Consider the following 24,551-nt stretch of genomic DNA (forward strand, 5'->3'; position numbering starts at 1 on the left):
AGATGTGTATAAGAGACAGCTCTTTAGAAGCTCAGCATGCCCCAGAAGCCCACTTCGTTCGTCTTGTAGTGGTACGGGGTGGCCAGCGGGCCGTCCAGCTGGTTGTGCTTGTAGACGAGGGCCAGCTTCAGGTTCTTCAACACGTCGTACGAGATACCGGCGTTGTAGTACTTGTCTTTCAGCTCGCGCTCGACGTCGGTCAGCGTCGTGTACTTGTAGCTCACGTGGTCGTAGCGAGCGAAGACGGCGAACTGGTCGTAGAAGTGCCAGTCGGCCCACACGGAGTAACCATCGGCCTTGTCCTTGACCGAGAGCGGAGTACCGGTGCCCTGGTACTTCAGGATGTCGTCCCAGTTCTCGGAGTGGAAGTACTCCACGCCGGCGCCCCAGGTCTTGTCGCGCCAGGCCACCATGGCGTCGCCACGGCTGGCGGTACGGGTCGGCACGCCGTCCTCGACGTCGTTGCCGCGCTTGCCGGAGTAACCGCCCACGGCGATGACCATCTGCTCGATCGGCGAGTAACCGAAGCGCGCTTCCGTGTCCACGCTCTTCGAACGGCTCAGGTTGCGATAGCCGCGGCCGTTGACGACCGACACCTGGTAGTTGATCGAGTTGTCGCCGGTGGTCGCGCCCAGGGCATGGACACCCCAGTCGGACGAGTTGCCGAACGCGCCGACGCCGCCGGCGGTCGCGGTCGAGCCGCTGCGGCCACCCTCGAACGAGCGGTCGGTGATGGTGTTCTCGACATAGCGGTAGCCGTACCACTTCTCGACGAACGGAATCCACGGCATGTCGGCCGCGCCGAAGCGGACGGTGAACAGCTGGTCGAACTTGCCCTGCACATAGGCCTTCTTCACGAAGAGGCTGGTCTGCGACAGCGTCGACTGGTAGTTGAAGTCGGTGGTCAGGTTGGCCGACCAGACGTCGTCGAACTTGTGGTCGACGGTCAGGTAGAAGCGCTTCACGTCGAAGCCGGTGCCGTTGACGGCGCCATGGCCGTCCTTGTGCTGGCTCGGCTGCGTGCCGAGCTTCTCGGTGTGGCTCATGTTCGACACGTCGAAGAACATCGTGCCGCCGACATGGGTGTTGTCGACCAGCTTGTTCAGCGCATCGAGCTTCTTGGAGAGGTCTTCGGTCGGCTTGGTGGCAGCGACCTGCACGTCGTTGACGGCCTTGGCCGTTTCGATCTGCGCGTCGGCCTGGGCTTCCTGCTTGCTCTCCAGCTCGGAGACCTTGGCCTGGAGCGCGGCGAGCTGCGCCTGCAGCTGCTGAAGGGTGGCGGCGTCGACCGTGACCCGGGCCGGCTGCTGCGACTTGGGCGTCGCGGCAAGGGCCGAGAAGCTGGTCACGCCCAGACCGGCAGCGATGGCCACCGTGAGCAACTTGGAACGCATGGGATTTCTCCGCTTAAGGATGGATGTGTGTGGAACCCCTGACCCCTCCTGAGACTTTTCTGTCCGAAAATCCTCAAAAGGGCCCAACGGCGCGAAGAATGAGCCGTCGCCTTTACCGTTCCATGCCTTTTTTGTTACAGATCCGAGACACGCGCACACTCCCTTAACGCCCAGGTCCACCAGGGCGCGTGCCGGCGCGGGTCCCGGGCTGATATCCTTTAAGGATGGATACGACGAGTAACAGCACCGCTTCGAGCATGGCCGGGCGGTTCAGGGGATTCCTGCCGGTCATCGTCGATGTCGAGACCGGCGGTTTCGATGCCGAACGCGACGCCCTGCTGGAAATCGCGGTGGTGCCCATCGCCATGGAGTCCTCGGGCTTCCTGGTGCCGCAGGCGGCGGTCTCGGCGAACGTGGAACCGTTCCCCGGCGCCAACATCGACCCGCGCTCGTTGGAAATCACGGGGATCGACCCGGACCATCCCTTTCGTGGTGCCCTGCCCGAGCGCCAGGCACTCGATCATGTGTTCAATGCGATACGCGACGCGGTAAAGGCCGCCGAATGCCAGCGGGCGGTGCTGGTGGGCCATAACGCCGCCTTCGACCTGGCCTTCCTCAACGCGGCCGTGCGCCGCACGGGCCACAAGCGCAACCCGTTCCATCCCTTCAGCTGCTTCGACACCGCCACCCTCGGTGGCCTCGCCTACGGGCAGACGGTGCTGAGCAAGGCGGTGCTGGCCGCGGGTCTCTCCTTCGACACCCGGGAGGCGCACTCGGCCATCTACGATGCGGAGCGCACGGCGGAGCTTTTCTGCGAAATCGTCAACCGCTGGCGTCGACTGGAGCTTGCCGAGCGCGAAATGGCGGCTTCGATCGCGGTCTGAGACGTTTCGTAAGTTCCTGAATATGACACCAAAAAGGCGGGTGTCATACCTTTGCAACATTCGGTACGTCTCATTGCAACACGGCAGGGCTGGAATACAGCCCCGGGCGGGCCTCGCCCGACACTCATTCACCCGAGGAAAGCTCCGTGTTCACACACAAACTCCGTATTGCAGCGCTCGTCGCCGCGTCCCTTTTCGGCATGTCCGCCCAGGCTACCGACATCACGGGCGCCGGCTCGAGCTTCGTCTACCCGGTCCTGTCGAAGTGGTCGGCGACGTATGCTGAGAACACCGGCAACAAGCTGAACTACCAGTCGGTCGGCTCGGGTGCGGGCATCGCCCAGATCAAGGAAGGCACGATCGATTTCGGCGCCTCCGACGCCCCGATGAGCGCGGAAGACCTGACCAAGTTCGGCCTCGGCCAGTTCCCGGTCGTCGTCGGCGGCATCGTGCCCATCGTCAACCTGCAGGGCATCGCCCCCGGCCAGATCAAGATCGACGGCAAGCTGCTCGCCGACATCTACCTGGGCAAGATCGCCCGCTGGAACGACCCGGCCGTCGCCGCGCTGAACCCCGGCGTGAAGATTCCCGACGTCAAGATCACCGTGGTGCATCGCTCGGACGGCTCGGGCACCTCGTTCAACTTCACCAACTACCTGTCCAAGGTCAGCCCGGAGTGGGCGTCGAAGGTGAAGTTCGGCACGGCCGTCGAGTGGCCGGCGGGCGTGGGCGGCAAGGGTAACGAGGGCGTCGCGCAGTACGTGCGCCAGATCCCGGGCTCGATCGGCTACGTGGAATACGCCTACGCCACCAAGAACAAGCTCTCCTACGCGCAGATGCAGAACGCCGCCGGCCAGTGGGTACAGCCGAACGCCGACAGCTTCGCCGCCGCGGCCGCCACGGCCGACTGGAAGAGCGCCAAGGACTTCAACCTGATCATGACCAACGCCCCGGGCGCGCAGGCGTGGCCGATCACGGCGACGACCTGGGTGATCATGTACAAGAAGGCCAAGAACGCCTCGCACGCCAAGGTCGCCTTCGACTTCTTCAAGTGGTCGCTGGAAAAGGGCCAGGCGCAGGCCGCCTCGCTCGATTACGTCGCCCTTCCGGCGCCGCTGGTGCAGCAGATCGAAGCCTACTGGGCTTCCGAGTTCAAGAACTGACCCGATCTCGACAGTCCGGCTGACACATAGCGGGCCCAGAGTATCGTCCAAGGGGTCGCCGTTCCGACAGGGGCGGCGACCCACACGTCTGCATAGGCCCGGGAACCCGAACCATCATGCATGCCACCGTCAGCAACGCCGTCCCGAACGCCGATCGCGCGATCGAGGCGGGCCGAAACGCAACCGACGCACGCAACGACCGGCTTTTCGGCTGGGTCCTGAAGGCCTGTGCGCTGCTCGTCCTGATCACCCTGATCGGCGCGGCACTGTCCACCCTCTGGCTCGGCCGCGATGCCTTCGCCACCTTCGGCTGGGGTTTCCTCACCAGCGACGCCTGGGATCCTGGCAACAACCAGTTCGGTGCCCTGGTGCCGGTGATCGGCACCATCACCACCGCCGTCATCGCCCTGGTGTTCGCCGTGCCGGTGAGTTTCGGCATCGCCCTCTTCCTTACCGAGATCGCGCCCGGCTGGTTGCGCGGTCCGGTCAGTTCGGCCATCGAACTGCTGGCCGGCATCCCTTCGATCATCTACGGCATGTGGGGCCTCTTCATCTTCGCCCCGTTCGTCGCCGAGCACATCAAGCCCTGGCTGATGAACAACTTCAGCGCCGATCCGCCGGACGGCCAGGTCTCGTGGCTGGTCCAGCACGTGCCATGGATCGCCAAGTTCTTCTCCAGCGAGTACCCGTTCTTCGGCGCGGGCGTGCTCACCGCGGGCCTGGTCCTGGCGGTGATGATCATCCCCTTCATCTCCTCCGTGATGCGCGAGGTATTCCAGACGGTGCCGACACGCCTGAAGGAGTCCGCTTATGCGCTGGGTTCGAGCACGTGGGAAGTGGTCTGGGACATCGTGGTGCCCTACACCCGCACCGCCGTGATCGGCGGCATCTTCCTCGGCCTGGGCCGCGCCCTCGGCGAGACCATGGCCGTGGCCTTCGTACTCGGCAATACCTTCAAGTTCACCCCGTCGATCCTCGAGACCGGCAGTTCCATCGCCTCGACCATCGCCAACCAGTTCGGCGAAGCCGAGGGCTTGCAGAAGTCGGCCCTGATGGCGCTGGCCTTCCTGCTCTTCGTGGTGACCTTCATCGTGCTGCTCATCGCGCGCCTCATGCTCCGCCGGCTCGCCACGAAGGAGGGCAGGTAATGTCCGCCTCGCTCTACACGAAGCGTCGCATCAAGAACATAGCGGCGATGGCCTTCAGCATCGTCGCCACGGCCATCGGCCTGTTGTTCCTGGCCTGGATCCTGTGGGAAACCCTCAGCCAGGGCATCGCGGGCCTGAAACCACAGCTCTTCACGAAGATCACGGCTTACCGCGAGGAAGGCGGCCTGGCCAATGCCATGGTCGGCAGCCTGATCCTCAACGTGCTCGGCATCCTGATCGCCACCCCCATCGGTGTCGCCGCCGGCACGTGGCTGGCGGAATATTCGCTGCGCTCGCGGCTCGGCCCGACCATCCGCTTCCTCAACGACATCCTGCTTTCGGCGCCGTCGATCGTGCTGGGCCTGTTCGTCTACACCGTGATCGTGCTGCCGTCGAAGTGGCTGACCAACGGTGACGTGACGTTCTCGGGTATCGCGGGTGGCATCGCGCTGGCCTTGATCGCCCTGCCCGTCATCGTCCGCACCACCGACGAGATGCTGCGCCTGGTACCGGGCACGCTGCGCGAAGCCGCGCTGTCGCTCGGCGTGCCGCAGTGGAAGCTGACGATGCAGATCCTGATCCGCGCCGCGCGCTCGGGTATCGTCACCGGTGTGCTCCTGGCCCTGGCCCGCATCAGTGGCGAAACCGCGCCGCTGCTGTTCACGGCCTTCGGCAACAACTTCATGACCTTCAACCCGATCGACAAGATGCCGAGCCTGCCGCAGATCATCTACGAATACACCAAGGACCCCAGCCCGGACATCAATACCCTGGCCTGGGCCGGTGCCTTCGTGCTGACCATGTTCGTGCTGGCGCTCAGCCTGATCGCCCGCTTCATCTTCTCGCGCTCCAAGGTGTCCCATGACTAACATGAACGAAGTCGCCTCCCAGCCGGGCTTCGGCACGTCGCCGCACGCCTCGGGCGTCGACCTTGGCCAGGTGCCGGCGAAGATGACCGTACGCGACGTGAACTTCCACTACGGTGATTTCCACGCGATCAAGAACATCGCCATGGACGTGCCGGAGAAGAAGGTCACCGCGATCATCGGGCCGTCCGGCTGCGGCAAGTCCACCCTGCTGCGCATCTTCAACCGCATCTACGCGATCTACCCGAACCTGCGCGCCAGCGGCGAGATCGTCCTGGACGGCGAGAACATCCTCGATCCGAAGTACTCGCTGAACCGCCTGCGCAGCAAGGTGGGCATGGTGTTCCAGAAGCCGGTGCCGTTCCCGATGACCATCTTCGAGAACGTCGCCTATGGCATCCGTCACCATGAAAAGCTCTCGCGCTCGGAGATGGAAAGCCGCGTGGAACAGGCCTTGCGCGGCGCGGCGCTGTGGGACGAGGTGAAGGACAAGCTCAAGCAGAGCGCCCTCGGTCTTTCCGGCGGCCAGCAGCAGCGCCTGTGCATCGCCCGCGGCATCGCGCTGAAGCCCGAAGTGCTGCTGCTCGACGAACCGACCTCGGCGCTGGACCCGATCGCCACCAGCCGCATCGAGCAGCTGGTGGAAGAGCTCAAGAAGGATTTCACGATCGTCATCGTGACGCACAACATGCAGCAGGCGGCACGCTGCTCGGACATGACGGCGTTCATGTACATGGGCGAGCTGATCGAATTCGACCGGACGGAGAAGATCTTCACCAAGCCGGACAAGAAGCAGACCGAAGACTACATCACCGGCCGTTTCGGCTAAGCGCCCCCTACTCCGAGGTCCCGCGATGAACAATCCGCACGAACACATCATCAAGAGCTACGACAGCGAGCTGAAGCGTCTCACCGGCGAGATCGTCAGGATGGGCGAACTGGCGCTTGCGCAGCTCGAAGCGGCCATCGACGTGGTCGAGCGCCGCGACGAGCGTGCCGCCCAGCGCGTGGTCGACAACGACGACGCCCTGGACGCTCTCGAGCAGGAAGTGAGTCAGGACGTGGTCCGCCTGCTCGCACTGCGTGCACCGATCGCCGGCGACCTGCGCAACGTCTTCGCGGCCCTGCGCATCGCCGCGGACATCGAGCGCATCGGCGACTATGCCGCCAACGTGGCCAAGCGCTCCATTCCACTCAGCCGCGTGGCGCCGATCACGGCGGCGGGTGGCCTGGCCAACCTCGCCGAACTCGCCGCCGACCAGCTGCGCAATGTGCTCAAGGCCTACGACGAGCAGGATGCCGAGGCGGCTTATGAGGTGTGGAAGTCGGATGCGGACCTCGACGAGGCCTACACGGTGGTGTTCCGCGCCCTTCTTACCTACATGATGGAAGACCCCCGCAACATCACGCCGTGCACGCATCTGTTGTTCATGGCCAAGAACATCGAGCGCATCGGCGACCACGCGACGAACATCGCCGAGAACGTCTGGTTCGTGGTCCACGGTGAACCGCTGGTGGCCCCGCGCACGAAGCGCGACACGACGGCGAGCCCGGATTTCGACAAGCCCTGAGGGCATCGCCGCTGAAGCGGCTCCCACATTAAGCGGCTCCCACACAAAGACGGCCTGTAGCCTGTCTGGCCCGTGTGGGAGCCGCTTCAGCGGCGACAGGATAGCCCTCTCCCCCCAGCGATCCAGCGATTCAACCCGCCGAAGTCAGCTTGAGCCCGAGAATCCCCACCACGATCAACCCGACGCACAGCAGCCGCGACGGCTGCGCCGATTCACCGAAGAGCACGATCCCCATCGTGACCGCGCCGACCGCGCCGATGCCGGTCCACACCGCATAAGCCGTGCCCAACGGCAGTTTCTTGGTGGCGAACGCCAGCAACACGATGCTTATCGTCATCGCCGTGCCGGTCAACACGCTTGGCACGAGGCGGGTGAAGCCTTCGGTGTATTTCAGGCCGACGGCCCAGGCGATCTCGAACAGACCGGCGAGTACAAGGATGGACCAATACATGGAAGCGACTCCGCACAGGCGGGGTCGTCCCCGCGGAGATGATGCGCATCGCGGGGCCGTCCCCGCATGCGGACCGGCATTGCGCCGATCCGTCGAACATTCTACACAGCCCGTGTAACCCCCCGCTGACCCGAGCTAGCGACACACTTCGTGCAATCCTTTGCTGACCGAGCTAGCGATACACTTTGTATAATCCTTGACCCAGGCTAGCGACCACCGGGTGGGAGCCGACCTTGTCGGCGATCCCGCGGCAGCGGGCCAGTTCGAGGCAAGCACCCATCGCCGACAAAGTCGGCTCCCACATGGGCCTGAGGCAAGCACCCGTCGCCGACAGGGTCGGCTCCCACCCATATCCCTCCTACCCATATCCCTCCTACCCATATCCCTCCGACCTAGATCTCTCCACCCGGATCCCTACCAGGATCTTCCCGCCAAGATCGTTACAGCATGGGTGCCGCGGCCGCTTTCTTCGCCTTCACGCCGCGCACGATGCCGTACACGCTGATCAGGAACCATGCCATCTCCTGCAGGAACGCGGAGAGATTGAACGTACCGAAGATCAGCGAAAGAAGAATGCCGAAGGCGCCCACCAGGTTCATCACCTGGTACGGGTAACCCTGGCCCGACAGCTTGTGCGCCTGGAGCAGGAAGAACGCCACCAACACCAGGGTGACACCGATCAGGCCAGCCCAGTCGTGCCAGAACAGATTCATCGCTTGCCTCCTCGCTGACGCAACGCTTCGAACAAGACGATACCCGTGGCCACCGAGACATTGAGGCTTTCCATGCCCCCGGGCATCGGGATCTTCGCGACGAAATCACAGGTGTCACGGGTGAGACGGCGCATGCCATCGCCCTCGCTGCCCATCACCAATGCCACCGGGCCCTTGAGGTCGATCTCGTAGATGGACTGGCTGGTATCGCCGTCCAGCCCCGTGATCCACACGCCGGCGTCCTTGAGCAGGCGCATCGCGCGGGCGAGATTGGTCGCGGCGATCACCGGCACGAGATCGGCGCCACCAGCCGACGCACGACGAACCGTCGGCGTGATGCCGACGGCGCGATCCTTCGGCACCACCACGGCGGTCACGTTCGCGGCCGCGGCGCTACGCAGGCAGGCACCGAGGTTATGCGGATCGGTGACCCCGTCGAGCACCAGCACCAAGGCTTCGGACCCTGCCGCGTCGAGCAACGCTGGGAGGTCGTTCTCCCCACGCAGCGGCGGCGTCTCATAACGGGCGATCACCCCCTGGTGGCGTGCTTCGCCACCGAGCTTCTCGAGTTGCTCCTTGCCCACCGGCTTCACCGGCAGGCCGAGCTTGCGCGCTTGCGCGGCGATCTCGTTCACGCGCGCGTTCTTCGAATTCTGCTCGATCAATACTTCACGGACACGATCCGGGTCGTTGGCTAGCGCGCCTTCGACCGGATTGATCCCGACGATCCACGACTCACTCATGCTTGCGGCTTGCTCCTGGGTCTACGTCGCGCGCTCTTGGCCGCGGTTTTCGCGGGTGCGCTCTTCACTGGCGCCACCTTGGCCGCCGTCCTGGTTCCGGATTGTTTCGTGGGCTGGGCGTTCTTCGGTCCACGACCCTTCGCCACGTCGTTGCGCGGCGCATCGCCCTTCCTGGATGCAGGCCCCTCGCTCCCCGCGCCCTGCCGCCCCCGATTACCACCGCTGGAACGAGCCCCATCCTTCGGCGGCACGGCATCGCGACCCTGGTGGGAAGCGCGCTTGCGCCCGACACCCGCACCCTCCGTCTCGCCAGCCGCCTGACGAGCAGGCCGCGGATGATGCTCCGCCACAGGCTCGGCGACAACCGGCGCCTTGGTCTTCTTGCCGAAGATCCGCCCCACCGCCTTCTTCGCGGCACGACCGAACGCCTTCCCGGCCTCCGCCATACCCGAGCGAGACGCCGGCGCGGGTGCGGCAACGACCGGCGGAGGCGGCTTCGGCAATGCGGCCAGACGCGCCACGAGACGGAAATCGATCTTGCGATCTTCCAGGCTCGCGCGCAGCACCTGCACGCTCACGTAATCGCCGAGGCGATAGCTGGCTCCCGTCCGCTCGCCGGACAGCAAATGACGGACCGGGTCGAACTTGTAGTAGTCGTTCGGCAACTGCGAGACATGGACGAGACCGGATACGCGCGACGCCGCCAGTTCGACGAACAAGCCGAACGACGTGACCCCGGTGATCGTGCCGGCGAATTCCTCACCGACATGCTTCTCCATCCAGGCGCACTTGAAGCGCTCGTCGACATCGCGCTCGGCTTCTTCCGCACGACGCTCGCGCTGCGAGCAATGCACGGCCATCGAGGCCATCTGGCCCTCGCTGTACGTGTAGTCGGCCGGCTTGCCCTTGGTCAGCGCGTAACGGATGGCGCGATGCACGAGCAGGTCGGGATAACGGCGGATCGGAGAAGTGAAATGCGCGTAGGCATCCAGCGCAAGGCCGAAGTGGCCCTGGTTCTCCGGGTGGTATACGGCCATGCTCTGCGCGCGCAGGAGCACCGACTGGATCAGTTCCGCTTCGGGACGATCGTGCACCTTCTTGAGCAAGGCGGAGAAGTCGGCGGGAGTGACCTCGTCGGCGGGCGGCATCTTCAGCTTGAACTCGCGCAGGAACTGCAGGAGATCGTCGTATTTCTCCGCCGGCGGCGACGCATGCACGCGATAGAGCGCCGGGATCTTCCGCTTCGAGAGATACCTCGCCGCCTGCACGTTCGCGGCGATCATGCATTCCTCGATCAGCTTGTGCGCGTCGTTGCGGTCGCTGGCACCCATGGAGACGACGTCACCCGACGGAGCCAGGCGGAACTTCACTTCGGGTGTCTCGAAGTCGATGGCGCCGCGGCGCTTGCGCGCTTTCGCCATCACCTTGTAGAGACGATGCAGGGTCTCCACCTGCGGAAGCACGTCCGCGATCTCGTCGCGCACATCGGCGTTGCGCTCGCCCACGGCCTGCCACACCTTGTTATAGGTGAGCCGAGCGTGCGAGTACATCACCGCGTCGTAGAACTTCGACCGGACGACCTCGCCTTCCTCGTCGATCTCCATGTCGCAGACCATGCACAGGCGGTCGACCTTGGGATTGAGCGAGCAGATGCCGTTGGACAATGTTTCCGGCAACATCGGCACGACGAAACCGGGGAAATAGGTGGACGTGCTGCGATCGTAGGCTTCGACGTCGAGCGGCGTACCCACGGGCACGTAATGCGACACGTCGGCGATGGCGACGATGAGGCGGAAGCCGCCGCCCTTCAGCGCTTCGGCATAGACGGCGTCGTCGAAGTCGCGGGCGTCCTCGCCGTCGATCGTGACCAGCGGCAGCTTGCGGATATCGACGCGGCCCTTGCGCTCCTCGGCGGTGACCTTGGGCTCCACTTCCTCCGCCTGGCGTACGACCTGGGCGGGCCATTCGTGCGGCAGGTCGTGGCTGGCGATCGCCATTTCCACCACCAGCGACGGCTCCAGGCGCTCGCCCAGCACGGCGCGGATCGTGCCCATGGGACCGCGGTGCGGTGTCGGCGGGTCGGTGATCTCGACCACCACGATCTCGCCGGAACGGGCACCGGCGTCGCGGCCAGCGGGGATCATGATGTTCTGGTGCAGGCGGCGGTCGTCGGGCTCCACCAGGGTCACGCCGTTCTCGACGACCACGCGGCCGACGAGGCGCGGCGAGCGCCGCTCCAGCACTTCCACGATGGCGCCCTGGCGGCGTCCACGGCGGTCGATGCCGACCACGCTGGCGAGCACGCGGTCGCCGTGCAGCACGCTGCGCATCTGCGACGGAGAGAGATAGAGGTCTTCCCCGCCCTCGTCCGGACGCAGGAAGCCGTAGCCCTCGGCATTGGCGATGACCCGGCCGGGAATCAGGCTGAGCTTCTCCGCGGGGGCATAGCTTCCGCGGCGGTTCCGCAGGAGCTGGCCGTCGCGGACCATGGCGCCCAGGCGGCGGTCCAGCGCGTTGATCTCGTAATCGGTGAACAGGCGGAGGGAACGGGCGATATCTTCGGCCATCAGCAGTTCGCCGCGCTCCTCCAGCAGGGCCAGGATGGCCTCGCGGCTGGGGATCGGCTGGTCGTAACGCTGGGCCTCCCGGTCGGCATGGGGATCGACCACGGCCGGCCTGGCCTTGGGTTTACGGGGGCCGCGGTCGGCTCCCGAACCTTTCTGTTTCTTCGTCACGTAAGGACCTTTGAAGGGGGACGTGGAATAGTTTCACATCCGGGGGGCGAAATCGTTGACAAGTTTCCTCGACCTACCTAATCTACGCGGCTCACGGGACAGCGAAGCTGTTTCGAGACACCTGCCCAGGTGGCGGAATTGGTAGACGCACTAGTTTCAGGTACTAGCGGGTAAAACCGTGGAGGTTCGAGTCCTCTCTTGGGCACCAATTATAGACGAAGCCCCGCAGCGATGCGGGGCTTCGTTGTTTCCGGGGTTCAGAAAGACGCTACAACCCCGTCCGGAGAATCTCGACGCGCCAGCGCTGATCCTCACCGACCCGTTGGAACGAAGCCCATTCGGGCCCGATCTGCAGTGGCCGGCCGCCAAGCGGAGCGGGCTGCACATCGATGCCGGGACGGGGGGAATTGGGATAGTTCGTCCATGGCTCGAGCGGAGAGCCGTAAGGATTCACGGGATAATCCTCGAAGCGTCCCGCCGGTGCGTGATAGTGCACCGCGCCTCCTTCGACATAGAGGCGGTAGTTGCCGTGGTCCACCAGCGAGTGGAGTCGATCCGCCCGCCATTGCCACTGTTTCTCATAGGTGATGTTCTCGCAGGTATCCGTGATCACGCTCCGGGTGGCGGGCTGCACGGAAAGGCAACGGAGCGAGCCGCGATTGACGTAGCGGCTGGAGGCATCCAGCCCCCACATCTGTCGCCGGTCGGTCGCGTTGCAGGGGGCCAGGCCCACGCTGCCCTGGTTGTCGCGCAGGCAAGCGCCCGAACCGGTGGCGCTACGGATCAGCACCGTGATCTCCGCGGAGAGGTACGGGTCGGACATGTCCAGTACGAAGTCGGCGAACACGGACCGTGTATCCACTCCCTTGTCGTGGCGCACGTTGGTGCGCTCCCACCACCACGTTTTCGTGTCGAGGTCGTAGCCCCCGGAGACGGTTACCTTGGCCATGCCCTCGTAGTCACCCGGGAGCTTCCATTGGGATAGCGTGTTGAACGCCGCGGCACGCATCATCGATGTCATCTTTTCCTCGGTCAGCTGGGGCAGGTCGGCACCCCAGCGCTTGACGAGGACATTCACCAGCTTTGGCGCGATCAAGGCCTCCCATGACACCGAACCGGGTCCACCGGGAGCGGACAGCACCGAATAATCCTTGAACGTCATGCTGAGGCTCGTTTGCCACTTGTGCTCGTAACCGAAGGAAAGATTGAACGGGACCTTCGAAGCGAGCACGTCGTCGGGCTTGCCTGTCGAACTCAGCTCTGTCCCGGTGGAACCGCCGATGGTGAAACCGCGATTCTCGGTATCGACCTGCGTGTATTCGGTGCGGCCGTCCGTCACGGGAAAGTGATCCAGATAGGTCGGCGTGACACCATCCGCCGCCAGGTTGTGCTGAAGGCGGTATTTCAATGGCAGGTAGGCGCCCCACAGGTTCTTCCTATCCCGGCCTCCATCGACAATGCCCGCGCGCCTCGGCTTCACCGAAACCTTCGATGTCAAGGTGACGAGCTTGAGATCGGTCGAGCGGGTACGGCTACGCACGATGTCGATGCCGGTACCGCCCGTTATCTCACCGGAGGGATCGACGAAGTTGACGTCGAAATGCCGGGCGGGCAGCACCGCCGCACCCTCGGCCACGTCCGGCTCCGCCGCCAGGCGGTACTGCCCGCCCTCGGCCGGATCAGGTTGCCGCCGCACACCGGCCATCATGGCCGAGAGAAGATTCGCCACGCCCGCCTCCTGCCCTTCCGGTGCGGCGAATACCTCCACCCCGCCATCCGCGTTCCGATGGAACAAGGCGTCGCCGGCCGTCGGCGCGATGCCGAACAGCGACGTGATCAGGGAAGGAGCCGCCGGCGCTTGCCCGTCGCTTCGCAACAGGACGGGAACGCCAGCATCGAACAATCGCTTCAACGACACGGCCTGGTCTTCGGCAAGTGGAAGAACGTCCGTGTCCAGGACCGCCAGCACGTCGCCGGGCGCCAGGGACGACAACCGGTCGATATCGTCCGACAGAAGGCTGGCGGCGGACATCGTCGCGGCGCCCCGGTTGTCCGGCCGCGAAGGGCCGACCGGCGAACCGAAAGCCACCAGCGTCGCCGATGACGGCAGGGCGGGATTTCCGTTCGCGTCCTTGGTGGAGGCGGCAAGCCGGGTCGAGACCGCCGTCAGGTCGGACGCGGCCGCGTGAAAGGCCAGACCGAAACCGATGGCCAGCGTGAGGGAACGGATAGCAAGAGTGGGGATTCTCATGGGGGACCTCCTTGTGCGTAGTCCGGTTTCGACGTTAGTCCCGTCTGGCCGCTACCCAGTGAGAGCATTCTCACTCCAGCTCACCTGCTCAACGGGAAGAAACGCACATTTACCCGCCGTTCTCCACACGATGAGCGAAGATGTCGACACGGCCACTCCGCTACGGCAGGAACTTCCGTGCGAATCGCCGCCGACACCCACAGGGACGCGGGGCATCGCCTACGCGGGCCCTGGACATCTGCCCGTTTCCTCCCGGCCTCATCCATCGACGGCCCTCTTCCCTGCCCTCCACCCCTGTATAATCGGTCGGGTAATGCACGGTGGGAGAAGCGGAAGGACCCGCTGCCGAAGGCGCAACGCCCGTAATCGCTCAGGCCCCAAAACCACCGCGCGGTCATCACTCTGGAGAGACCGGTTCGATCCGGCGCCGAAGGTGCAAGAGGCTCCGCCTCCAAACTCTCAGGCAAAAGGACAGAGGGGCGCCCCACGTGCCGGCACGGCGCGTTATTTCGGATGCCTCCAAGCCCATGAGCCATAAAACCTCTCCTTCGCTGCGCGACCTCGAGAACCACGGCGCCTTCATCGAGCGCCACATCGGCCCCAACGACACCGAGATCGCCGAGATGTTGCGCGTGGTCGGCCACGACACGCTCGACGCGCTCACCGACGCCATCGTTCCCGGTTCGATCAAGTCGCCTGCTCCGCTCGCCCTGCCCGCCGCGATCACCGAGGAAGAGGCGTTGGCGAAGATCCGCGCGATCGCCGACCGCAACACCGTCTTCCGCAGCTTCATCGGCCAGGGGTACTACGGCACGCTCACGCCGAACGTGATCCTGCGCAACGTGCTCGAGAACCCGGCGTGGTACACGGCGTACACGCCGTACCAGGCGGAGATCTCGCAGGGCCGCATGGAGGCCCTGATCAATTTCCAGACGATGGTCGCCGACCTCACCGGCATGGACATCTCCAACGCGTCGCTGCTCGACGAAGGCACCGCCGCGGCCGAGGCCATGGCGCTGGCCAAGCGCTCCGCCAAGTCGAAGTCGAACGTGTTCTTCGTCTCCCGGGACGTGCATCCGCAGACGCTCGAAGTGCTGCGCACCCGTGCCGATGGCATCGGCATCGAACTGCATGTGGGCGACGACGGCGAAGGCGCCACGGTGGACAGCTTCGGCGTGTTGCTGCAGTACCCGAACACCTTCGGCCGCATCAACGACTACAAGGCCCTGGCCGATGCGACGCACGCGCGTGGCGGCGTCGTCTGCGTCGCCACCGACCTGCTCGCGCTCACCCTGATCGCCGCGCCGGGCAGCTGGGGCGCGGACATCGTGGTGGGCAACACGCAGCGCTTCGGCGTGCCCTACGGCTTCGGTGGCCCCCACGCGGCCTACCTCGCCTGCCGTGACGCATACAAGCGCTCGATGCCGGGCCGCCTGATCGGCGTCTCCGTGGATACCGAGGGTAAGCCGGCCTATCGCCTCACCTTGCAGACGCGCGAGCAGCACATCCGTCGCGAGAAGGCCACGTCCAACATCTGCACCGCGCAGGTGCTGCTCGCCGTGATGGCCAGCATGTATGCCGTGTACCACGGTCCGGAAGGCCTGGTGCGCATCGCGCGCCGCACGCACCGCCTCGCGGCGATCCTCGCCACGGCGCTGCGCAACGCCGGTGTCGCCGTCGGCGGCGACTTCTTCGACACGCTGCATGTCACCGGTGTCGAGGCCGCGGCGATCCACGCCAAGGCCACCGCCGCTGGCATCAACCTGCGCGCCATCGACGCGTCCAGCGTCGGCATCAGCCTCGACGAGACCACCACCCGCGCGGATATCGTCTCGCTCGCCGGTGTCTTCGGCGCCAGCGTCGGCGACATCGACGCGCTCGACGCCGAGGTCCACGACGCCCTGCCGAAGGACCTGCTGCGCGAGGTCGACTTCCTCCAGCATCCGGTGTTCAACACGCATCACAGCGAGCACGAACTGCTGCGCTACCTGCGCGGCCTGGCCGACAAGGATCTCGCGCTCGACCGCACGATGATCCCGCTGGGCTCGTGCACCATGAAGCTCAACGCCACCGCCGAGATGATCCCGGTGACGTGGCCCGAGTTCGCGAACATCCATCCGCTGGCCCCGGCCGACCAGGCGCAGGGCTACAAGCAGCTGATCGACGAGCTGGAAGCGATGCTGGTGGAATGCACCGGCTACGATGCCGTCAGCCTGCAGCCGAACTCAGGCGCACAGGGTGAATACGCCGGCCTGCTCGCCATCCGCGCCTACCACCGCTCGCGCGGCGAAGGCCATCGCGACATCTGCCTCATCCCGGAATCGGCGCACGGTACCAATCCCGCGTCGGCGCAGATGTGCGGCATGACCGTCGTCGTCACCCGCTGCGACGCGAACGGCAACGTGGACGTCGACGACATCCGCGAGAAGGCCGAGAAGTACGCCGATCGTCTCGCCGCGATCATGATCACCTATCCCTCCACGCACGGCGTGTTCGAGGAAGACGTGGTCGCCATCTGCGAAGCGGTGCACAAGCACGGCGGCCAGGTCTATACCGACGGCGCCAACATGAACGCCCTGGTCGGTGTGGCCAAGCCGGGCAAGTGGGGCTCGGACGTCTCGCACCTCAACCTGCACAAGACCTTCTGCATTCCCCACGGCGGCGGCGGTCCGGGCGTCGGCCCGTGCGCGGTCAAGTCGCACCTCGCTCCCTTCCTGCCCCGCGCGTTCGGCGGCGAGGGTGAGGTCGGCATGGTCAGCGCGGCGACCTTCGGCTCTGCGTCGATCCTTCCGATCTCCTGGATGTACATCACGCTGATGGGCACGGAAGGCCTGCGCAAGGCGACCCAGGTCGCCCTGCTCAACGCCAACTACATCGCCAAGCGCCTCGCGCCGCACTTCAAGACGCTGTACACGGGCCGCAACGGCCTGGTGGCGCACGAGTGCATCCTCGACCTGCGTCCGCTCAAGGACGCCACCGGCGTGGGCGCGGAAGACGTCGCCAAGCGCCTGATCGACTTCGGCTTCCACGCCCCCACCCTGAGCTTCCCGGTCGCCGGCACGCTGATGGTGGAGCCGACCGAAAGCGAATCGCAGCACGAGCTCGACCGCTTCATCGACGCCATGATCCAGATCCGCGACGAGATCCGCGCGGTGGAGGACGGCCGCCTGGACCGCGAGGACAACCCGCTGCGCAACGCCCCGCACACGGCCACCATGGTCACGGGCAGCGAGTGGACCCACGCCTATCCGCGTGAACTTGCGGCCTTCCCGCTGCCGTCGCTGAAGCTGTCGAAGTACTGGCCGCCGGTGTCGCGCGTGGACAACGTCTATGGTGACAAGAACGTGATGTGCGCCTGCATCCCGATCGATGCGTACAAGGAAGACGTGGAGGCGTAAAACCGCCTCCTTGGGGAGCCGGCTTTGCCCTAAACTGCGCTCCTGGCGCCGCCCGGTTCGGGCGGCGCGATCTTCCAAGGTGACCACATGACCCAGGAAACGCCGCGCGACGATAGCCTGCTAGGCCTGCTGAGGGGTGTCGAGGACTTCAGCCACAAGGTCTTCCCCGAACGACAGCACCTGTTCGACGAGCTGGCCGAAGGCCAGAGCCCGCACACACTGTTCATCACCTGCGCCGACTCCCGCGTGGTGCCGGAGATGATCACCCAGACCCAGCCCGGCGAACTCTTCGTCTGCCGCAACATCGGCAACATCGTGCCCGGTTATGGCGAGATGCTCGGTGGCGTGTCCGCCGTGGTCGAATACGCGGTGATGGTGCTCGGCGTGCGCCACATCGTGATCTGCGGCCACACGGATTGCGGCGCCATGAAGGGCCTGCTCAATCCCGATTCCACCAAGGACCTGCCCACGGTCGAGGCATGGCTGCGCAACGCGCAGGCGGCCAAGAGCGCCGTGTTCGCGCGCAAGCTGGAAGGCGCCGAGGCCATGCAGGCGGTGATCGAGGAAAACGTGCGCCTGCAGCTCACCCACGTGCGCACGCACCCGGCGGTGGCCGCGGCCATGGCCAACGATGCGATCACGCTTCAAGGCTGGGTCTACGACATCGGCGACGGCACCATTTCGATACTCGACGAGGCGGCCAACCGTTTCCTCCCCCTGTCCGAAGCGATCAAGCGAGAGCACGGCGCGTGATCCTCCCGGGGCGAGCCCACCTCGGGCATATCCTGCGCTACGTCGGACGGCCGCTCATCTGGCTGCTGGCCTGGGATGTCGCGGTCACCGCCCTGTGGTATTTCATGCATCCTCGCTGGACGGCGGAATTCCCCGCCCTGCCCCTCACCCTCCTCGGTTCCGCCGTGGCGGTGTATCTCAGCTTCCGCAACACCACCGCCTATGCGCGTTGGTGGGAAGCGCGGACGCTGTGGGGCGCGATGGTCAACGCCTCGCGGACGCTGGGCCGCGAGGCGGTCACGCTGCTTGCCGACCGGACGGTCGCCGCGACGGTGGTGCACCGGCAGATCGCGTACGTGCACGCGCTACGCCTGCACCTGCGCCGGCAATCGCCGTGGGATGAGCTGGGCACGCGCCTTCCCGCCGAGGAAATCGCCTCGTTGCGCGGTGTCGCCAACGTGCCGAACGCCATCCACGCGCGCACGGCGACATTGATCGGCGAAGCGCGTCCCGAACCCATCCTGCTCGCGGCCATCGCACGCACCTTGTCCGACATTTCCAATGCGCAGGGCGGCATGGAACGGATCAAGAACACGCCACTGCCGCAGCAGTACGCCACGTATCCAGCCATCTTCACGCACGGATTCTGCCTGCTCCTTCCGCTGGGGCTGGTCGAGACACTGGGCCTGTACACGCCGCTCGGTTCCACCGTGGCCGGCTTCCTGTTCCTGGCCCTCCTGCAGATCGGCAACGACATGCAGAACCCCTTCGAGAACCTCGAGGACGACGTGCCGCTGACGACGCTCACCCGCGGCATCGAGATCGACCTGCGCGATTCCCTCGGCGAAGCGCATGGCCTGGAGCCGGTGAAGCCGGTCGACGGCATCCTCTGGTAAACCGTTCGAAGCATGACCGTTGGCACGGGACAACCGGTCGCCGAGCGATTTCAATCGAGATAAATCCCGGCTTCACGGAGGTCCACCCTTGCGCGCCTTTCGTCCGATCGTCCTCGCCTCCGCCCTCGTCCCCGCGTTGGCTGGCGCCGTTACCGGCCCAGCCGCCCTGGTGAACCCGCTGATAGGCACCACGAACGGAGGAAATGTCTTTCCGGGTGCGGTGGTTCCGTTCGGCATGCTCCAGTTCAGTCCGGAAGCCTCGCCCCTGCCGGGCAAGAAGGCGCCCATCGCGGCACCCGGCGGCTATGAGTACCGCGCCGATGCCATCCGTGGTTTCAGCCTCACCAATGTGGAAGGTTGGGGTTGCGCGGGTGGCTCGGGCGACGTGCCGATCATGCCGGTGACGGACGAGATCACCGTCTCGCCATCGACGGACTTCCGCCATGCGTACGCAGCGAAGTTCTCGCACGCGAACGAAACGGCGAAAGCGGGCCACTACCATGTGACGCTCGACAACGGCGTCGCCGTGGATCTTACCGCCGCGTTGCATTCGGGCGCGGCACGCTTCGCCTTCCCCGCCGGCAAGCCGGCGAACGTGCTCGTGCGCGCCTCCGATTCCGAGGTCGGCTCCGAGAAGGCGAGCGTCACCGTCGACAAGGCCGGAAAGCGCATCATGGGCGAAGTGACCAGCGGCAACTTCTGCGGTTACATCAACGAAGCCGATCGGCGCAGCTACTACACGCTCTACTTCGTCACCGAATTCGACCAGCCGTTCGCCTCGACAGGCACATGGCAAGACACGAGCGTGCAGAAGGGCGGCATGCACGCGGAAGGCGGTACCGGCTACGGCGAGAAAGGGTTCCCGGCGACGGGCAAGGGCTCCGGTGCGTGGGTCGGCTTCGCCAAGGGAACCGGCACGGTGAACGTTCGCGTCGGCATCTCGTATGTCAGCCTCGCCAACGCGCAGGCCAACCTCGATGCCGAGAATCCGAAGGGCACGACGTTCGAAGCCCTGCGCGACAAGGCCGTCGACGCCTGGAACGCGCGGCTCTCGCATATCGACATCGAAGGCGGCACACCGGATCAGCGCACGGTGTTCTACACCGCGCTGTATCACGCCTTGATGCATCCCAATGTCTTCAGCGACGTCAACGGCGAGTACCGCGGCTTCGACAACGCGGTGCATCGCGTCGCAGGAAATCAGAAGGCGCAGTACGCCAATTTCTCCGGCTGGGATGTCTATCGCTCGCAGCTACCACTGGTGGCGTGGCTGGAACCGAAGACCGCCAGCGACATCGCACAGAGCCTCTACAACCAGGCGCAGCAGAATAATGGCGTGTGGGATCGCTGGACGCATAACAACGGCGGCACGCATGTGATGAACGGCGATCCGTCCGCCGCCGCGATCGCCGGCATGCATGCCTTCGGTGCACGCGATTTCGACGTCAAGGGCGCTCTCGCCTCGCTGGTACACGCCGCCGACAATCCGACCGCTCTCGATACCTCGCACGATGGCTGCGAGGTCGAATGCGTGGGTCAGCGCCCCGGGCTCGACGCCTGGTTGAAGCTGCACTACATCCCCGTCGGCGCACCCGCCTGGGGGCCTGCCGCCGATACGCTGGAAACCGTCGCCGCCGAATTCGGCATCAGTGCGCTCGCGCAGCGCCTCGGCGACACCGCCACCTCAGCCCGCTTCCTCGAACGCGCGCAGTACTGGCGCAACCTCTTCGACCCGAAGGCGACGCCGGAAGGCGGCTATATCCGCAACCGCAACGCCGACGGCAGTTGGGCGCTGGTAAAGGACGACGACAAGGAAACCCCGCACGCGTTCACACCGTCCACGGAAGACGGCTTCGTCGAAGGCAGTGCCGCGCAATACGTGTGGATGGTGCCGTTCAACGTTGGCGGCCTGTTCGACGCCATGGGTGGACGGGACAAGGCGCGCAAGCGGCTCGACGCCTTCTTCTACCAGCCGGACGGCAGCTTCGCCGTGACCAGATCGGGGCCATTGCACGCCGAGTTGGACAACGAACCTTCCATCGGCACGCCCTGGCTCTACAACTACGCCGGACAGCCGTGGAAGACGCAGGAACTCGTCCGCCGCGTGCTCGATACGATCTGGCTCAACGCACCCAACGGCATTCCCGGCAACGACGATCTGGGCGAAATGTCCTCCTGGTACGTGTTCGCCGCGCTCGGCGTATACCCCTCGATTCCGGGTCGTGCGGAACTGGTGATCGGCAGCCCGCTGTTCACCCGCGCCGTCGTGCATCGCGAGAACGGCGACGTGACGATCGAAGCGCCGAACGCGGGCATCGGCAAGCCCTATGTCACCGCGCTGAAGGTGGACGGCAAGACGTCCACGCGCGCGTGGCTACCGGAGTCGTTCGCGCTGAAGGGCGGCAAGCTGGAATTCGACCTGTCGGACAAGCCGAACACCTCATGGGCGACGAAACCCGCGGACGCCCCACCCTCCTTCGACAAGCACTGACCGGCTGTTCGTGGGAGCCACTTCATTTGTAGAAGCCACTTCATTTGTGGGAGCCGCTTCAGCGGCGATCCCGCGGCAGCGGGCAAGGTCGGCGCGAGCACCCATCGCCGCTGAAGCGGCTCCCACATAAAAGGGCCCCATAAGAAAAGGCCCCACAAGAAAGAGGCCCCACAAGAGCCCGCACCTCGAGTCGAGGTGCAGGCTCTTCGTTTAGAGTGCACCGCGCCGCAGGCGCAACGCGTTACCCACTACCGATACGGAACTCAGGCTCATCGCCAGCGCGGCGATCATCGGTGACAACGTCACCCCCAGCAACGGATACAACACACCCGCCGCCACCGGCACGCCCACCGCGTTGTAGATGAACGCGAAGAACAGGTTCTGCCGGATGTTCTTCACGGTGGCTTCCGACAAGGCCCTCGCCCTTGCGATGCCGGCGAGGTCGCCTTTGAGCAAGGTCACCGACGCGCTCTGGATCGCGATGTCGCTGCCGTTGCCCATGCCGATGCCGATGTCCGCGGCGGCCAGTGCCGGCGCGTCGTTCACGCCGTCGCCCGCCATCGCCACCTTCAAGCCCTTCGCCTTGAACGAGGAAACGAGATGGGCCTTGTCCTCCGGTGACGCACCCGCATGCACCTCGTCGATCGGCAGTGACGCGGCCACGGCTCTCGCCGTGACTTCGTTGTCGCCGGTCAACATCACCAGCCGCACGCCCGCCGCGTGCAAGGCGTCCAATGCGGGCTTCGTCGAAGGCTTGATCGCGTCGGCAAGCGACAGCAGCGCTGCCAGGCGGCCATCGATGGCGAGGAACATCACCGTGGCACCTTTCGCGCGTGCTTTGCCAGCCGCTTCGTGCGCGGCACTGGCATCCACGCGCTCCTCTTCCATCAGCCGCGCATTGCCGATCGCGACATCGCGGCCGTTCACACGTCCACTCACGCCGCGTCCCACCGCCACCTGGAACCCGGAAACCGCGGGGATATCCAAGCCCTCGTCTTCGGCGGCGGCGACGATGGCGGCGGCCAGCGGATGTTCGCTCGGACGTTCCAGTGCCGCCGCAAGCGCCAGCGCTTCCGCACGATCGGGACCGAAGCTGCGCAGCTCGGTCAGCACCGGCCTGCCCTCCGTCAGCGTGCCGGTCTTGTCGAACACCAGCGTGTCGATATCGCGCAAGGTCTCGATCGCCGCCGCATCGCGGAAAAGCACGCCCGCCTGCGCACCGCGGCCACTGGCCACCATGATCGACATCGGCGTCGCCAGGCCCAGGGCGCAAGGACACGCGATGATCAGCACCGACACCGCCGCCACCAGCGCATGCGCCAGCGAGGGCTGCGGGCCCACCGCCCACCAGGCGGCGAAGGCGAGTATCGCCACGATCACCACCACGGGCACGAACCACTCGGCGACCTTGTCGGCCACGCGCTGCAAGGGCGCGCGCGAACGCTGCGCCTCGGCCACCATCGCGACGATGCGCGAAAGCACCGTGTCCGCGCCCACGTGATCCACGCGGATCGTCAATGCACCGTGCTGGTTCTGCGTACCGGCCGTGACCTTGTCGTGCATGCGTTTCGCCACCGGCATCGCTTCGCCGGTGAGCATGGATTCGTCGACATGGCTCTCGCCATCCAGCACGCTGCCGTCCGCCGGAACCTTTTCGCCCGGCCGCACCCGCACATGGTCGCCGACTCGCAGGCTGTCCAGCGGCACGTCTTCCTCGCGACCGTCGCCGGCCACCCGGCGCGCGGTTTTCGGCACCAGCCCGAGCAAGCCGCGCAAGGCCTCGCCGGTCTGGCGGCGTGCGCGAAGTTCCAGGAAATCGCCCAGTGTCACCAGCGTGACGATCACCGCGGCCGATTCGAAATACACGTCGACCATGCCGTGCGCGTTGCGCATGGTGGGCGGGAACAACGACGGGAAGAGAAGTGCCACGGCGCTGTACAACCACGCCACGCCCGTACCCAGCGCGATCAACGTGTACATGTTCGGCGACCACGGCACGAGCGAACGCCAGCCACGAACAAAGAACGGTGCGCCGCCCCACAGCACCACCACGGTCGCCAGCAAGGCCTCGCCCCAGCGCGCCAGCGACGACCAGGGTTCGGGCCACATCGTGCCGAAGAGATGCGGTCCCATCGCGACGAGGACCACCGGGACCGTCAAGGCCACCAGCAGTCCCAGGCGGCGGCCGAGAGAACGGACTTCACCGTCGTCGTCATCCAGTGTCGGCATCGCCGGTTCCAGCGCCATGCCGCACTTCGGGCAGGAACCCGGGCCGACCTGGCGTATCTCCGGATGCATCGGGCAGGTGTAGATGGTGCCCGGTGGCGCTACCGGTTCGGGCTCCTTCGGGCCAAGGTACTTGCCCGGTTCGGCGACGAACCGCTCGCGGCAGCGCGCGCCGCAGAAGTGGTAATCGTGGCCTTCATGCATGGCGTGGTGCGGCGTGGTCGCCGGGTCCACCGTCATGCCGCACACCGGGTCCTTCACCACGTCGACCTGTGCGCCGGCGTCGTGTGCACAGCAAGCGCGGCTCACGCGTTCGGCTCCGCCAGCGCCTTGAGGATCGGGCAATCCTCCGGCGCGCCATGCCCCGGACAGGCGTCCACCAGCTCGGCCAGGCCATCGCGCACACGCTGCAATTCCGCGATGCGCCCGTCGATCGCCCGCAAGCGGGCCGAGGCGCGCTCGCGCACGCCTTCCACGCCGCCATGCCGGTCGGCCGACAGGGCCAGCAGTTCGCGGATTTCCTCCAGGGTGAAGCCCAGGTCCTTGGCCCGGCGAATGAACCGCAACCGCGAAACGGCGCTCTGGTCGTATTCGCGGTATCCCGAGGGCCGTCGCCGGGGTTCGGGCAGGAGCCCTTCCCGCTCGTAGAACCGTATGGTGTCGATGGCGACGCCCGCGCTTTGCGCGATGCGGCCGATGGTGAGGGCGGTTTGAGTGTTCATGAGGCCAAGTCTAGACCCTTGATCTAGGTCTAGAGTCAAGAGACTGTAAGTGGCGACGCTTCCGCGTTAACCAGGACCGTCGTGGCGCCAGCGACCTCCATCGTCGGGCGAGGCTCTGGCAGGGGTACGATTTCTTCAATCAGCCATTCCATGCCGACACTACAGTT

Annotated in this window: 18 protein-coding genes, 1 tRNA gene and 1 riboswitch; of the genes, 11 read left to right on the forward strand and 8 right to left on the reverse strand. The window is 65.6% G+C overall.

Annotated features, from left to right (window positions below; genetic code table 11):
* Nucleotides 1-23: 23 nt before the first annotated feature.
* On the reverse strand, nucleotides 24-1,394 hold the full coding sequence (locus tag ACR9ZJ_RS07230) for a porin (RefSeq protein WP_481279970.1): 1,371 nt from the start codon (nucleotides 1,392-1,394) through the stop codon (nucleotides 24-26).
* A gap of 224 nt (nucleotides 1,395-1,618) precedes the next feature.
* On the opposite strand from ACR9ZJ_RS07230, the gene rnt reads away from it, so the two are divergent.
* From rnt to phoU, 6 genes are all read left to right on the forward strand, one after another.
* Entirely contained in the window at nucleotides 1,619-2,278 is a 660-nt protein-coding gene (gene rnt / locus ACR9ZJ_RS07235; RefSeq protein ID WP_481279969.1) for a ribonuclease T, read from the forward strand.
* Between the two features lie 146 nt (nucleotides 2,279-2,424).
* On the forward strand, nucleotides 2,425-3,441 hold the full coding sequence (gene pstS / locus ACR9ZJ_RS07240) for a phosphate ABC transporter substrate-binding protein PstS (RefSeq protein WP_481279968.1): 1,017 nt from the start codon (nucleotides 2,425-2,427) through the stop codon (nucleotides 3,439-3,441).
* A gap of 116 nt (nucleotides 3,442-3,557) precedes the next feature.
* Nucleotides 3,558-4,589, forward strand: coding sequence for a phosphate ABC transporter permease subunit PstC (gene pstC, locus ACR9ZJ_RS07245; RefSeq protein WP_481279967.1), 1,032 nt, complete (start codon nucleotides 3,558-3,560; stop codon nucleotides 4,587-4,589).
* Nucleotides 4,589-5,458, forward strand: a complete 870-nt coding sequence (pstA, locus tag ACR9ZJ_RS07250; RefSeq protein WP_481279966.1) for a phosphate ABC transporter permease PstA — start codon at nucleotides 4,589-4,591, stop codon at nucleotides 5,456-5,458. Before pstC ends, pstA begins: the two co-directional genes overlap by 1 nt.
* Before the next feature lies 1 nt (nucleotide 5,459).
* Entirely contained in the window at nucleotides 5,460-6,284 is an 825-nt protein-coding gene (pstB, locus tag ACR9ZJ_RS07255) for a phosphate ABC transporter ATP-binding protein PstB (RefSeq protein ID WP_426287916.1), read from the forward strand.
* Between the two features lie 25 nt (nucleotides 6,285-6,309).
* Entirely contained in the window at nucleotides 6,310-7,026 is a 717-nt protein-coding gene (gene phoU, locus ACR9ZJ_RS07260; RefSeq protein ID WP_306850567.1) for a phosphate signaling complex protein PhoU, read from the forward strand.
* Between the two features lie 130 nt (nucleotides 7,027-7,156).
* Here phoU and sugE read toward each other — a convergent pair whose 3' ends face one another.
* From sugE to rnr, 4 genes are all read right to left on the reverse strand, one after another.
* The gene (gene sugE / locus ACR9ZJ_RS07265; RefSeq protein ID WP_481279965.1) at nucleotides 7,157-7,477 is read right to left on the reverse strand and encodes a quaternary ammonium compound efflux SMR transporter SugE; all 321 of its coding nucleotides are present in this window, start codon (nucleotides 7,475-7,477) and stop codon (nucleotides 7,157-7,159) included.
* A gap of 440 nt (nucleotides 7,478-7,917) precedes the next feature.
* The gene (locus ACR9ZJ_RS07270; RefSeq protein ID WP_481279964.1) at nucleotides 7,918-8,190 is read right to left on the reverse strand and encodes a CBU_0592 family membrane protein; all 273 of its coding nucleotides are present in this window, start codon (nucleotides 8,188-8,190) and stop codon (nucleotides 7,918-7,920) included.
* Entirely contained in the window at nucleotides 8,187-8,933 is a 747-nt protein-coding gene (gene rlmB, locus ACR9ZJ_RS07275; RefSeq protein WP_481287354.1) for a 23S rRNA (guanosine(2251)-2'-O)-methyltransferase RlmB, read from the reverse strand. Before rlmB ends, ACR9ZJ_RS07270 begins: the two co-directional genes overlap by 4 nt.
* Nucleotides 8,930-11,668 carry a ribonuclease R gene (gene rnr, locus ACR9ZJ_RS07280; protein WP_481287355.1) on the reverse strand — a complete coding sequence of 913 codons (2,739 nt, stop codon included), beginning with the start codon at nucleotides 11,666-11,668 and terminating at the stop codon, nucleotides 8,930-8,932. Before rnr ends, rlmB begins: the two co-directional genes overlap by 4 nt.
* Nucleotides 11,669-11,791: 123 nt before the next feature.
* Here rnr and ACR9ZJ_RS07285 point away from each other — a divergent pair.
* Nucleotides 11,792-11,876, forward strand: a tRNA-Leu gene (locus ACR9ZJ_RS07285).
* Nucleotides 11,877-11,936: 60 nt separating this feature from the next.
* Here ACR9ZJ_RS07285 and ACR9ZJ_RS07290 read toward each other — a convergent pair.
* On the reverse strand, nucleotides 11,937-13,919 hold the full coding sequence (locus ACR9ZJ_RS07290; protein WP_481287356.1) for a ricin-type beta-trefoil lectin domain protein: 1,983 nt from the start codon (nucleotides 13,917-13,919) through the stop codon (nucleotides 11,937-11,939).
* Nucleotides 13,920-14,311: 392 nt separating this feature from the next.
* Nucleotides 14,312-14,404: riboswitch (glycine riboswitch) on the forward strand.
* A gap of 42 nt (nucleotides 14,405-14,446) precedes the next feature.
* On the opposite strand from ACR9ZJ_RS07290, the gene gcvP reads away from it, so the two are divergent.
* The 4 genes from gcvP (at nucleotide 14,447) to ACR9ZJ_RS07310 (ending at nucleotide 21,436) form a co-directional block, all read left to right on the forward strand.
* Nucleotides 14,447-17,317 carry an aminomethyl-transferring glycine dehydrogenase gene (gene gcvP, locus ACR9ZJ_RS07295; protein WP_481287357.1) on the forward strand — a complete coding sequence of 957 codons (2,871 nt, stop codon included), beginning with the start codon at nucleotides 14,447-14,449 and terminating at the stop codon, nucleotides 17,315-17,317.
* An 87-nt stretch (nucleotides 17,318-17,404) separates the two neighbouring features.
* Nucleotides 17,405-18,070 (forward strand): carbonic anhydrase, encoded by a 666-nt coding sequence (locus ACR9ZJ_RS07300; protein ID WP_448098206.1) that lies wholly within the window; start codon nucleotides 17,405-17,407, stop codon nucleotides 18,068-18,070.
* On the forward strand, nucleotides 18,067-18,945 hold the full coding sequence (locus ACR9ZJ_RS07305) for a bestrophin family protein (protein WP_481287358.1): 879 nt from the start codon (nucleotides 18,067-18,069) through the stop codon (nucleotides 18,943-18,945). Before ACR9ZJ_RS07300 ends, ACR9ZJ_RS07305 begins: the two co-directional genes overlap by 4 nt.
* Before the next feature lie 88 nt (nucleotides 18,946-19,033).
* Nucleotides 19,034-21,436: a GH92 family glycosyl hydrolase gene (locus tag ACR9ZJ_RS07310; RefSeq protein WP_481287359.1), complete on the forward strand. Its 2,403-nt coding sequence runs from the start codon at nucleotides 19,034-19,036 to the stop codon at nucleotides 21,434-21,436.
* Nucleotides 21,437-21,646: 210 nt separating this feature from the next.
* Here the strand turns inward: ACR9ZJ_RS07310 and ACR9ZJ_RS07315 are convergent, their stop codons facing one another.
* Both ACR9ZJ_RS07315 and ACR9ZJ_RS07320 read right to left on the reverse strand, forming a co-directional pair.
* Entirely contained in the window at nucleotides 21,647-23,971 is a 2,325-nt protein-coding gene (locus tag ACR9ZJ_RS07315) for a heavy metal translocating P-type ATPase (protein WP_481287360.1), read from the reverse strand.
* The gene (locus tag ACR9ZJ_RS07320) at nucleotides 23,968-24,384 is read right to left on the reverse strand and encodes a heavy metal-responsive transcriptional regulator (protein WP_481279956.1); all 417 of its coding nucleotides are present in this window, start codon (nucleotides 24,382-24,384) and stop codon (nucleotides 23,968-23,970) included. Before ACR9ZJ_RS07320 ends, ACR9ZJ_RS07315 begins: the two co-directional genes overlap by 4 nt.
* Between the last annotated feature and the right edge of the window lie 167 nt (nucleotides 24,385-24,551).

The sequence above is a fragment of the Luteibacter sp. KNZ12-1A genome, assembly GCF_056755675.1.